Annotated in this window: 10 protein-coding genes; 1 reads left to right on the forward strand and 9 read right to left on the reverse strand. The window is 42.0% G+C overall.

Annotated elements, in window-relative coordinates:
* The 6 genes from GEZ84_RS09475 to vex3 form a co-directional block, all read right to left on the reverse strand.
* Positions 1 to 993 carry an ABC transporter ATP-binding protein gene (locus tag GEZ84_RS09475; RefSeq protein WP_153224352.1) on the reverse strand — a complete coding sequence of 331 codons (993 nt, stop codon included), beginning with the start codon at positions 991 to 993 and terminating at the stop codon, positions 1 to 3.
* Between the two features lie 283 nt (positions 994 to 1,276).
* Complete coding sequence (locus GEZ84_RS09480) at positions 1,277 to 2,158, reverse strand: class II fructose-bisphosphate aldolase (RefSeq protein ID WP_001018999.1); 882 nt, start codon at positions 2,156 to 2,158, stop codon at positions 1,277 to 1,279.
* A 140-nt stretch (positions 2,159 to 2,298) separates the two neighbouring features.
* Entirely contained in the window at positions 2,299 to 3,627 is a 1,329-nt protein-coding gene (gene vncS / locus GEZ84_RS09485) for a sensor histidine kinase VncS (RefSeq protein ID WP_153224353.1), read from the reverse strand.
* Positions 3,624 to 4,280, reverse strand: a complete 657-nt coding sequence (vncR, locus tag GEZ84_RS09490; RefSeq protein WP_153224354.1) for a response regulator transcription factor VncR — start codon at positions 4,278 to 4,280, stop codon at positions 3,624 to 3,626. Before vncR ends, vncS begins: the two co-directional genes overlap by 4 nt.
* A 323-nt stretch (positions 4,281 to 4,603) precedes the next feature.
* The gene (locus tag GEZ84_RS09495; RefSeq protein WP_153224355.1) at positions 4,604 to 7,327 is read right to left on the reverse strand and encodes a LysM peptidoglycan-binding domain-containing protein; all 2,724 of its coding nucleotides are present in this window, start codon (positions 7,325 to 7,327) and stop codon (positions 4,604 to 4,606) included.
* Positions 7,328 to 7,675: 348 nt separating this feature from the next.
* Entirely contained in the window at positions 7,676 to 9,055 is a 1,380-nt protein-coding gene (vex3, locus tag GEZ84_RS09500; protein WP_084863041.1) for an ABC transporter permease subunit Vex3, read from the reverse strand.
* A 46-nt stretch (positions 9,056 to 9,101) separates the two neighbouring features.
* On the opposite strand from vex3, the gene GEZ84_RS10980 reads away from it, so the two are divergent.
* Entirely contained in the window at positions 9,102 to 9,476 is a 375-nt protein-coding gene (locus GEZ84_RS10980; RefSeq protein ID WP_228113038.1) for a hypothetical protein, read from the forward strand.
* A 57-nt stretch (positions 9,477 to 9,533) separates the two neighbouring features.
* Here the strand turns inward: GEZ84_RS10980 and vex2 are convergent, their stop codons facing one another.
* The 3 genes from vex2 to GEZ84_RS09520 form a co-directional block, all read right to left on the reverse strand.
* Positions 9,534 to 10,181, reverse strand: coding sequence for an ABC transporter ATP-binding subunit Vex2 (vex2, locus tag GEZ84_RS09510; protein ID WP_049512209.1), 648 nt, complete (start codon positions 10,179 to 10,181; stop codon positions 9,534 to 9,536).
* A 126-nt stretch (positions 10,182 to 10,307) separates the two neighbouring features.
* Positions 10,308 to 11,585, reverse strand: a complete 1,278-nt coding sequence (locus tag GEZ84_RS09515) for an ABC transporter permease (protein ID WP_153224356.1) — start codon at positions 11,583 to 11,585, stop codon at positions 10,308 to 10,310.
* Positions 11,586 to 11,752: 167 nt separating this feature from the next.
* A partial coding sequence (locus GEZ84_RS09520; RefSeq protein ID WP_153224357.1) for an LPXTG cell wall anchor domain-containing protein occupies positions 11,753 to 12,670 on the reverse strand: 918 nt, incomplete at its 5' end.

Genomic DNA, 12,670 nt, shown 5'->3' on the forward strand with positions numbered 1-12,670 from the left:
TTAGAGCTCCTTTCGGTAGAAGCGGCGGATAATATCCTCGATATCTGTATCCACCATTTTCAAATCGCGGATTTCAAAATCAGACAGGGTTTGCTTGATAATGTCAGCTGACTGGTAGCGAGAACTATCGAATTCAATGTTGAGGCTATTTCCTTGTCTATCAATAATCATATCAGGCAGACCTTCATAGTGAGAGACGAGATGACTTTGACCTGGTAGCAGTTCAAAAGAAAGAGTCTTCATCTTGCCAAAGGTCTCCTTTAGTTCGCTAACCGTTCCATCAAAAATCTCCTGCCCCTTGTCTATCATAAAAATCCGATCACAGAGTTGCTCAATATCACTCAGGTCGTGAGTGGTCAAAAGAATCGTGGTCTCTTCCTCTTGATTGATTTGGGTGATAGCTCGACGAATATTATCCTTGACCGAAACATCCAAACCAATGGTCGGCTCATCTAAAAAGAGAACCTTGGGATTGTGAAGTAAGGAAGCCGCAATATCCGCCCGCATCCGTTGCCCCAGTGAAAGAGTCCGCACGGGATCCTTGATAAAGTCCTTCAAATCCAAGACTTCATTCAAAAAGTCCATGCGCTTATGAAAGAGCGAGTCTGGCACATCGTAAATCTCTTTTAAAACCGTGTAGGTCTCTTGCAGAGCCAAATCCCACCATAGTTGAGTTCTTTGTCCAAAAACAACTCCAATATCCTTAACATAATCTTGGCGATTATCCTGTGGAATCTTGCCATTAATCCGACAAAAACCAGATGTTGGTTTCAAAATCCCAGTCAACATTTTGATGGTTGTCGACTTCCCAGCACCATTGGCACCAATAAAACCTAAAATCTGTCCTTTTGGTACCTCAAAGGTCAAATCCTTGACCGCTTCAAAGGTCTGCTTTTCAGGATGAATAAAGGAACGCAAAGCCCCCTTCAACCCCGGTTCCTTGACTGTTTTCACAAAATTTTTCTGAAGATGTTCCACTTCTATCATTGCCATATTGATCTCCCTATCATAAGGAATAGCAACATTGTATTTTCAAACACAAGTATTCTAAATCCTTACTTTCTACACCTTCTACATTTTATTACTACAGAAGGTTTTATACCAACCTATTATAGTCCAATAAAAAACAGAATGCAAGCGTTTGCTTAAAGATTGTGAAATTGAAAATTTTCTCTTAAAAAGATATTTTTAAGAGAAAATTATGGTTTCATAGTTTCCTTAAAACACCAAAAAAACCCACCCAATGGGCAGGTTCTATCTGTATTATTCAGCTAGATTAAGCTTTACCTTCTGAACCGAATACGTCGATACGTTCTTCAACTGATGCTTGGATAGCTTTTACACCGTCAGCCAAGAATTTACGTGGGTCGAAGAGTTTTTTCTTGTCGTATTCTGCTTCGTTTGCTTCGTAGTCACGAGCAAATTTACGAGTTGCGTTAGCGAATGCGATTTGGCATTCAGTGTTAACGTTAACTTTCGCAACACCAAGTTTGATAGCTGCTTGGATTTGCTCATCAGGAATACCTGATCCACCGTGCAATACGATTGGGAATCCTGGAAGAGCTTCTGTCAATTTTTGCAAGTGGTCAAGGTCAAGACCTTCCCAGTTTGCTGGGTAAGGACCGTGGATGTTACCAATACCAGCTGCCAAGAAGTCGATACCAGTTGCAACCATTGCTTTAGCGTCTTCGATTGGAGCCAATTCACCTTTACCGATGATTCCGTCTTCTTCACCACCGATAGTACCAACTTCAGCTTCTACTGAGATACCTTTAGCGTGTGCTTTTTCAACAACTTCTTTAGCCAATTTAAGGTTTTCTTCAACTGGAAGGTGTGAACCGTCAAACATGATTGAAGTGTAACCAACTTCGATACACTCAAGTGCATCTTCGTAGTGACCGTGGTCAAGGTGGATAGCTACTGGTACAGTGATACCCATTGATTCAACAAGGTTAGCGATCAAGTTGCGAGCAACTTTGTAACCACCCATGTATTTAGCAGCACCCATTGAAGTTTGGATCAAAACTGGAGCTTTTTTAGCTTCTGCTGCGCGCAAGATAGCTTGAGTCCACTCAAGGTTGTTTGTGTTAAATCCACCAACTGCATAACCGTTGTCACGAGCTGCTTGGACAAATTTTTCTGCTGAAACGATTGCCATTTTATCAGGCCTCCTGTATATTTTTATGGGACATCCCATTTACATTGTTCATTTTATCACTTTTTGACAAAAAAATCTAGTTTTTCCCGCAGTTTCGATTGAATTTCTTCTAGCTTCATCTATGTAAACCCTTTCTCTCCCTAGTCTTGGGCGACTTTTGGAAAAGCTATAAAGAAGGTTAAACGATTCTCCTGCATTTCAAAACGATAGAGTAATTTTTCATGTTCTAATAGACTCTTGACCACAAAGAGCCCCATCCCAGACCCTTTGGCCTTGCGACTAGCATTATCAGAAAAAGATTGGGCTAGTTTTTCTTGTTCTTCTGGACTACAGCTATTTTCTATAAAAAGTTCACCTTCTCTTTCTCCAATGCGAACTAAGCCGCCTGGAACAGAGTGCTTGATAGCATTGCTGATGAGATTAGACAGAATCAATTTCATCACCGATGGATTTAGATAGGCCTGCTGATGGGTCAAACTATTGTCTATCTGGAGCTCTCTTTCCTTGGCTAACAAGGCATAATCCTTAACCAGACTTTGCGTCATCTGGTGTAGGTCAATTTGTTCCCTATCATCTCGTAATTCCTGCACAGAAGAGAGAGAAAGTATCTGGAGAACGTGGTGATTGAGCTCATCCACAATTCCTAAGGCAACTCCCAGATAGTGGTCTCTATCCTTATAACGACCGACATTTTCTTTCATGTTTTCGATCAGGATTTTTAAACTAGCCAGCGGTGTTTTCAGTTCATGAGAAGCCCCTCGTAGAAATTCGACCTTCATCTTTTCCAGCTGGAGAATAGCTTCATTCTTGTCATGCAAGTCCGCAATAACAGTCAAAAGGTGCTGGTAGAGGCTGTTGATTTGTTCCTTGAGATCACCAATCTCATCCCTAGAATCCACGCGCAATCGTACTTGAGCATCCAGTTCCATCATTCTACGAGTCACCCGCTTGATTTCCAATATCGGAGCAACAATGGTCCGAGCATAGATATAGGCCACCAAGAGGGAAATCAGAAAGGATGCTAGCAAGGTATAGGGGAGAAATTGGAGACTAATCTGCTCTGCTTCCTTTTGCAAGTCCATGGAAGCTAGAAACTGGAGAGTCATGGTGCCACCATCTTGCGTTGTCACCTCCCGCTCCTCGATAAAGAGAGAGGTTGTCTGGCTGTCCGTATCCAGAGGAAGGCTGTCCTTGACTTCTAACTTGTCCTCGGTCATCTCTCCCTTGACTGCTCCCTTGATCTCACTGGTCTTGGAATACAGGTCTAAGACTTGCTCGATGCTCTGCTTATCCTTTCCCTCTAGGGACTGGGCAATAGCTGTCGCTTTCTGGCCAATGGTTTCCTGACGATGGCTCAGATAAGTCGAGGGAAAGAGAAAATAAATGGCTAAATGAAGACATACGACCAGAACACTAAAAATCGAGAAGGTATAGATAAATATCTTTGTAAATAAGCCTATTCGTTTCATTTTCGCTCCAATTTATAACCAACATTGCGCACAGTGAGGATACAATCCAAGTCTAGCTTTTTCCGCAATTCCTTGATATAAACATCAATAACACGGTCAAAAGGAATCTCATCTGTCGCTTTCCAGACGGCATCGATTATCTGAGATCGGGTCAAGGCCCTTCCTTCATTTTTAACCAGATAGTCCAGAATTTCCAACTCTTTAGCGTTGATGGCCACTTCTTGACCTGCTAGGCTGGCACTGTAGCTCTCAAAGTCCACCTTAGCATCCTTATAAGAGAAAATTCGCCCCGTATCATAATAGCGCTTGAAAATCGCATCTACCCTCACTTTTAAGAGGGAGAGGGAGAAAGGTTTTTCCAGATAGCCATCTGCCAGAGAGGCAAAGGCACTCATCTTGTATTCCTCATCCTGAAAGGCAGTCAGCATCAATACAGGAACCTGACTGGTTTTACGAATCTCAGCTAGGACTTCTAGGCCGTTGAGCTTGGGCATCTGGATATCCAGTAAAACCAAGGCTACCTCATAGCTGGAAAATTTTTCTAAGGCTTCTTGACCGTCCGCCGCCTCAATGATTTCATAACCACAATCCGTCAAATAGTCACTGATCCCCTCACGGATCATCTCTTCATCTTCTACAATTAAAATTTTCATACTTTAACTGCTCTCTATTTTTTATTTTTCTTATACTCAATGAAAATCAAAAAGCAAACTAGGAAGCTAGCCGCAGGTTACTCAAAACACGGTTTTGAGGTTGTGGATAAGACTAACGAAGTCAGTTACCTATACCTATGATATCTACGGCAAGGCGACGCTGACGTGGTTTGAAGGGATTTTCGAAGAGTATTATAATAAACACCTACTCTATTTATTATAATCTCTTATTGGCCTTTTGTCTTTAAGAAACTTGCTACTAGATAAAACAAAGAGAGCCTATCGCCCTCTCTGCTCATATTTCACTCCCTATGGAATGAAAATTATTTAGTTGCTTTTGAAAATGTTACAACGTAGTTATAATCTTTCCCATTAGCTTGATAGACATAGTCCTCTTTGAAAGTATAGCCGCGTTTGCTCAACTCTTCTTTCTTAGCATCAACTTGGCTCTTGACCGCTACTTTCACCTGTTCATTTGTTGAACCTTCCGCGATTTCAAGAGAAGTTCCATCGATATCTCCTAGGAAACCTGCAATATCCTTCATTTTATCAAAGTTATAAAATACATTTACTTTGACCTTTTGAGAAGCTGGCTGTTCTACACTTCTACGATTTCTGCTAGCCCGTGGTTGAACTGCTGGAGCCATTCTGAAACCTGAAGTTCCTGTAGCCTCCTTAGTGAATGTGACAACGTAGTTATAATTTTTCACAGTAGTATCTTGTTCAAAAATAATGTCATTTTTCACATGATACCCTCTAGTAGCTAAGTCTTTTATCTTGGCTTGAATTTTTTCTTTTACTAATTCTTTTGCCTGTGCTTCACTCGTTCCAGCAGGAATTGTAACAGTGTTATCTTCTCCTGGGTCAGATAGGAAACCATGAATATCTGGCATTCCAGCGAAGTTATAACTAATATTTACGGTTCCATCTGGTTCTGATGTTGAACGTGCTACCCTTCTTGCTCTTGCTTGAACTGATGGGGCATTTCTAAAACTTGAAGTCCCTTCTGAAGTTGAAGAAGGTTGTGTTGGAGATGCTGTTGAAGTTGATCTTTCTTCAGTAGCAGGCTGTGTTGGGCTGGTTGCCGTAGCTTCACCTGAACCATGACCTATTACCGTACTTCCATTGTCAATAGTAGTTCCTTCATTACGGCCATTTGTTAAATTATCTTTATTATAGTTTGGTGCTGGTAATTCTTCACCTGGAACATCAATTTCATCAATTTTTGTTTGATACTCGTCCGCAGTAGCTACAGCAGCATCGTAATCTTTAGCATTATTTATTGCCGCTAATGCTTCTTCTTTTAATACATTTAATTTTTCTTTTAATTTTGTTTTTTCTGCTTCATCTTTAACTTTTTCTATTTCACTAAGTTTTGAAGATGCAATTCCTTCAATAATATCTTGTCCATCTTTTTTCGCTCCCTCAAGTTTTTCATCTTTAGGTGCTACTTCTTCAGATGAATTTTCTGCTTTCGGTGTTGTCGCTGCTGGCTCTTCCGCCTTCGGTGTTGTTCCTGCTGGTTCGTCCGTTTTTGGCGTTGTTGCCGCTGGTTCTTCCGTTTTTGGCGTTGTTGCCACTGGTTCGTCCGTTTTTGGTTCAGTTCCTGCTGGTTCGTCCGCCTTCGGTGTTGTCGTTGCTGGCTCGTCCGCTTTTGGCGTTGCTACCACTGGTTCGTCCGCTTTTGGTTCAGTCGCTGCTGGTTCCTCTGCCTTCGGTGTTGTTGCCTCTGGTTCTTCAACTTTTGGTGCTGGTGTCGCTGGTTCGTCCGTTTTTGGTTCAGTTCCTGCTGGTTCTTCCGCCTTCGGTGTTGTCGCTGCTGGCTCTTCCGCTTTCGGTGTTGTTACCGCTGGTTCGTCCGTTTTTGGTTCAGTTCCTGCTGGTTCTTCCGCCTTCGGTGTTGTCGCTGCTGGCTCTTCCGCTTTCGGCATTGTTGTCACTGGTTCGTCTGCCTTCGGTGTTGTTCCTGCTGGTTCGTCCGCTTTTGGTTCAGTCGCTACTGGTTCTTCCGCCTTCGGTGTTGTCGCTGCTGGTTCTTCTACCTTCGGCGTTGTTCCTGCTGATTCGTCCGTTTTTGGTTCAGTCGCTACTGGTTCTTCTACCTTCGGCGTTGTTCCTGCTGGTTCGTCCGTTTTTGGTTCAGTCGCTGCTGGCTCTTCCTCCTTCGATGTTGTTCCTGCTGGTTCGTCCGCTTTTGGATCAGTCGCTGCTGGTTCCTCTGCCTTCGGTGTTGTTGCCGCTGGTTCTTCAACTTTTGGTGTTGTTACCGCTGGTTCGTCCGTTTTTGGTTCAGTTCCTGCTGGTTCTTCCGCCTTCGGCGTTGTTACCACTGGTTCGCCCGCTTTTGAATCAGTCGCTGCTGGTTCGTCCGCTTTTGAATCAGTCGCTGCTGGTTCCTCTGCCTTCGGTGTTGTTGCCGCTGGTTCTTCAACTTTTGGTGCTGGCGCTGATGGTTCTTCAGTTTTCAACGCTGGTGTCGCTGACTCGTCTGCTTTTGGCGCAACTGAGACTGAGGTTTCTGATTTCGGTACTGATACTGCTGGTGTTTCCACAACTACTGGTGTCGTTTGTTTAACAGTAGTAGTTTGCTCTCCAGTTACAGTATCTATCTTTGTTTCAACTTCATAACTTTGACAGCTACCAGAATTATCAATCGACACTCGCTGTCTTTTTACTTCTGTATTTCCATCTTTTAGAAAAGCCTCTTCGCTAAAATACAATTTATTATTAGCAAAAATCAAATCTCTATTTGCAATACGATTTATCTCAACCAAACTATCAACAGATAGCCCCGTTGCCCCACTAATAGCACTCAGTGTATCTCCCCACTTAATTGTGTAGTGTGACAAATTGTCTATATTTTGAATATCAGCTTTTACTTCTGCAACTGTTCTGGCTACCCAAACACCATCTTGTTCATTAGCTGAAACAGTTGGAGCTAAAAAGCCCAGCCCCAATAAAATCACACCTGTCGCAACAATTGCACCAGTTCTTAATTTTCTAAAGCCACGGAGGGATAATGTTCCTCTAACATTTGTTTGTCTCATTGTTTTCCTCACTATTTTATATTTGCAAAAGGCAAAGTCAGCCACAGCAGGCTCATCTACCTTTGCAGTCTGGATAGGTATCTACAGGTTTTCTATTTATTTAAAAGCAAATTATGAATAAATTTTTATGCATATTTGAATATAGAAATTGTAAATTGTCCTTCCACTGAATTCCACGATTTTAGTATATCATATCCACTAGCAAAAGTACAAAGAAAGCGATTGAAAGCAATGATTTTCACCACTGCTTTCGGCTATATTTTGTATTGTTAAATATCCATTCTCTATCCACCATTCTGGAATAGAAAAACAAGATGCAGTCTCTATTTTAGACTAATTTTTTCAAACTTATTCGCTATCCAGCAGAAGCTCTTTTGGTTGTTTTCTAAGGAGATTGCTTGAAGCAAGCGCCATAACGAGAACCACTAGAACCAAGGCAAGGACAAAGACAATGATAAAGTCCGATGTCTGAATAGAAATGTCTAGGCTCGACAAGGTCTTACTAAAGCCATCTACTTCTGCACCACCACCAAGGTTAGAGGCTTGAGCAGCCTTGCTAGCTTGCTTGGCAACACCTGAAGTGACATTGGCAAGAACAGTATTTCCGATTGCACGCGCTGTGTAAGTAGCTAAGAAGTAAGCAGAAACGAGAGCAGGGATGGCAATCAAGATGGATTCTGTGATAAATTGACCCAAGATACTTGCCTGTTTGAGACCGATAGAGAGGAGAATACCCACTTCCTTGCGACGGGCATTGATCCAAAGGCTGAGTAAGAGGGCAAGAAGAAGAACTGAGAAACTCAAGCTACCCCAGAAGAGGAGGTTGGCCATCTTGTACATACCAGAGATGGATTGCTCAAGAGCTGGGTAGTTAGAGGAGCTCTTAACGAGTGTGTAGCTCTTCCAGTTGATACCACTGATGCCATTCAACTCTTTCATGACATCATCTAAGTTCTTGTCTGCTGTTACAAAGAAGGTTGCGTCCCCATAAATGGCTGTGTCTTCTGTGTATCCATAAAGTTTTGCAGCAGTGTGAATGTCTGTGATAGCTGTGTTTTCGTATAGTTCTTGTGAGTAGGTTACTGCTGACTTATTGTGACCATCAAAGAGTCCCTTGATTGTCACTTCAACTGTTTCCTTGGCTCCTTTTTCATTGTCTGCATCGTAGATATTGGAGTCCAATTTGACCTTATCCCCAACTTTCCAGCCGTGTTTGGCTGCCAAGTCCTTGTGCAGGAGGATCTTGTCCTTGTCGTCGTTTGTTAGGTGCTCACCTTCGACCAGTTTATAGGAACCAGAGACAAATTTGTCTTCTTTAGAGGAGTCATTGACACCTGTAATCATCAAGCTACTTCCAAAATGTTTGGCACGGTCAGGTGTCAGATTTTTCTTGGTATCTGGCGTTTCAATAAGTTCATAGCCAGTCAAATCCCCGATAGCGTTGATGCGTTTAACATAAGACTCAATGGCCTTGTTTTCGGTGATTTTTTTGATGTCCTCACCCTTAATATTCCCAGCACCACGTGGCGTTCCTTGATTAACGCGACGATTGATTTGCATGGAGAAGCTGTTGGTGATATTTTTAAAGGTCTCCTGAGAAGCCTTGGCAGTAGCTCCCTTGATTGACAAGCCGACCAAACTCAAGCTCGCCATGAGGAGAATAATCAGGAAGATGACAATCGATTTGAAAAACTTCCTTGTAACATAGGCAAATGCGTTGTGTAACATAGATTCCCTTTCTAGATGTTGTTCTATTTTATAGTTCTAATACTCAATGAAAATCAAAAAGCAAACTAGGAAGCTAGCCGTAGGTTGCTCAAAGCACTGCTTTGAGGTTGTAGATAAGACTGACGAAGTCAGCTCAAAACACTGTTTTGAGGTTGCAGATAGAACTGACGAAGTCAGCTCAAAACACTGTTTTGAGGTTGTAGATAAGACTGACGAAGTCAGCTCAAAACACTGTTTTGAGGTTGTAGATAAGACTGACGAAGTCAGCTCAAAACACTGTTTTGAGGTTGCAGATAGAACTGACGAAGTCAGCTCAAAGCACTGCTTTGAGGTTGCAGATAGAACTGACGAAGTCAGCTCAAAGCACTGCTTTGAGGTTGCAGATAGAACTGACGAAGTCAGTTACATATATCTACGGTAAGGCGACGCTGACGCGGTTTGAAGAGATTTTCGAAGAGTATAACAGAAAAAGCTCATATTATTTCGTCGTATTGCGAGTTTCAGTTAGTTTCTTATCCTTCAACTCAAGTGTAATATCTGACGCTTGCGCCACTTCTTTACTGTGTGTGACGACGATTACACATTTACCTGTTTTCTGAGCAAGTGATTTGAGCAGTTCGACAATATCTCCAGCAGTCTTAGGATCCAAATTTCCCGTTGGCTCATCAGCTAGAATAACTGGAGCTTCTGATACCAAACTGCGAGCAATGGCAACACGTTGTTGTTGACCACCTGATAACTGGAGAACATTCCGCTTGATCTGACTTTCATCCAAACCAAGTTCAAGCAGTGTATCCTTGCTTGCCTTTTTATTGACCAAGCGGATATTTTCCAGTGGAGAAAGATAATCTATCAAATTATAATTTTGAAAGACCAGGGAAATATGGTGCATGCGATGGTAAGAATAGCCCTTCTTACGAATGTCCTCTCCTTGGAAAAGGATAGAACCTTCAACAGGACTATCTAGACCAGCAAGCAGGGACAAGAGAGTGGATTTTCCTGCTCCTGATTCCCCAATAATACTGTAAAATTTCCCGGGTTCAAAATGATAATTGATCTGATATAGGACTGCCTCAGCAGTGTTCTTATAACGGTAGGTAAGATCTTGTAATTGTAATAAAGTCATGATTTCTCCTTCTTATACTCAATGAAAATCAAAGATTAAACTAGGAAGCGAGCTGCAGGCTGCTCAAAGCACAGCTTTGAGGTTGCAGATAAAGCTAACGCGGTTTGAAGAGATTTTCGAAGAGTATTAACTAATAGATGATAAAATTTCTTTCGGTGATTTTCTAAATAAGAATAGGAAACAAAGGGCTACAGATAAGCAACTAAGCAGAACTAGAAAAACATAGGATTCTGCAAAAGATAGGATGCTGGTTGATAAACTGCTTGCTTTGGCTAGTGTATCTTGTAAGCTTGCCTGATCTCCACTGGCTAGGACAGTTTGGAGCAGATAGGATGTAATGGCGTTTCCTGCAACAAATGCTGGAAGCAAAGCACCGAGAGATACCAAAACTACCTCTAAACAGAATTGTAGGAAAATCGAGCTCTTGCCTTTGCCAAGTGCCAGAAGAATTCCCACTTCATAGACTCTTTCTCTCAACCAGAGAGACAAAACCAAAATTAAGGCTCCTGCTCCTGCTATCAACATTCCATAAAGGAAGATGGTCAGAAAAGTTTGGAAGGTAGCAACTGAGTCTTTGATTTGTTCAAAAGCCTTGTTTTCCTTCTCGACTTGGTAACCTTGACTTTCCAAGGCTAAGTTTTCCACCTGCTTCATCAGTCCGTCCATTTCCTTAGGATTTTCTACATAGAAGCGAGCTGCAGTGACTTGAGGTTCACCATTACCCAAAAGTCTTTGGCTACTTTCATAGTCTGTAAAGACCTGGTTTTCACTGAAGTCTGAAGACAAGCCTGTAAATTTCTCTTGTTTTTTACCAGAAAAGATGCCGACAATTTCAAACTCAACTGTCTGTCCTTTGCCAGCTTCTGACTGTCCAGCATCTAAGGTAATCTTGTCATGAAGCGAAAGACCGTTCTTCTTGGCCAACTCTTCGTGGATCAAGATTTTCTTGGAATCCCCTTTTTGAAGGTGTCGCCCTTCTTTTAGATTGAAAGCCGAGCTGGTAAAGGTCACATCCTTAGATGAATCCTCAAGAGCTGTTAAGCTAACCAAGTTTTTGTCTGCAGCTGATAAATCATCACGCTCCACACTCTGCTCGCCACTCACCGCTTCCTTGTCTTTTAATTTTGCGACCGTCTCGAGTTCAGGAGAGATATTTTCCAGTCCCTTAATCTTGCTTACAGATGCTAGGTCTGACAACTTGAAGGTCTGACCATTTTCTATCTTCTTAATAGAAAAAGATGTGTTGAGTGATTTATAAAGATTGCTTTCTACTGTTTTGTTGGACTTCATCAGAGTCAAACAGGCTGACATTCCAGCCAATAGGATCAATAAAATCAGAAATAAAATAAAACTTCTCAGTCGTTTTCTGCTGACATAAGCCCAAGCTCTTTGGATTGGATTCATTTGTCACCTCCATATTTGTAAGACTATTATAAAACCCAAATATGAAATCTTTATGAAATACAAAAAAAGAACTAGAGTTCTCACAAATGAGTGATTTTTCTAGTTCTTTTTGATTTACAAAGACTTTATGTAGGGAAAGCTACTAAGGATCAGATGAGATCATCTATTTAAGCTTCCTCTTCATCGTCTTTTTTCTTTTTGGCAGCTAGCAAACCAAATGTGCCAAGAAGAGATAGAACTCCTAATGCACCGGTAGCACGGTCTTCTTGTGTACCAGTATTTGGCAATACTGCTTGCGGTTGAGTAGCTGAGGCCTCAGCACTTGTAGAATCCCCTTTAGCAAATTCAATTACTAGATCTGTTGCCGGAATTATATGACTAATTCCTGTTGTCGGATCTGTCACTGTCGCTGTACCGTCGTCTCCTACTGTTACTTCCTTACCTGGGTTCTTAGCTTTGACTTTGTCTGCCACTTGTTTCTTCTCTTCTGGAGTTAAGTGGGATTTGTCTTTGACTGGAACTTTTTCGGTTGGTTTCACTGGCTCGAAGTCTTGGTTCACTAGGTCTGTTCCTGGAATTGTATGACTGATTCCTGTTGTCGGATCTGTCACTGTCGCTGTACCGTCGTCTCCTACTGTTACTTCCTTACCTGGGTTCTTAGCTTTGACTTTGTCTGCCACTTGTTTCTTCTCTTCTGGAGTTAAGTGGGATTTGTCTTTGACTGGAACTTTTTCGGTTGGTTTCACTGGCTCGAAGTCTTGGTTCACTAGGTCTGTTCCTGGAATTGTATGACTGATTCCTGTTGTCGGATCTGTCACTGTCGCTGTACCGTCGTCTCCTACTGTTACTTCCTTACCTGGGTTCTTAGCTTTGACTTTGTCTGCCACTTGTTTCTTCTCTTCTGGAGTTAAGTGGGATTTGTCTTTGACTGGAACTTTTTCGGTTGGTTTCACTGGCTCGAAGTCTTGGTTCACTAGGTCTGTTCCTGGAATTGTATGACTGATTCCTGTTGTCGGATCTGTCACTGTCGCTGTACCGTCGTCTCCTACTGTTACTTCCTTACCTGGGTTCTTAGCTTTGACTTT

It is taken from the genome of Streptococcus mitis (assembly GCF_009496155.1).
In the GTDB taxonomy this organism is placed as follows: domain Bacteria; phylum Bacillota; class Bacilli; order Lactobacillales; family Streptococcaceae; genus Streptococcus; species Streptococcus mitis_BQ.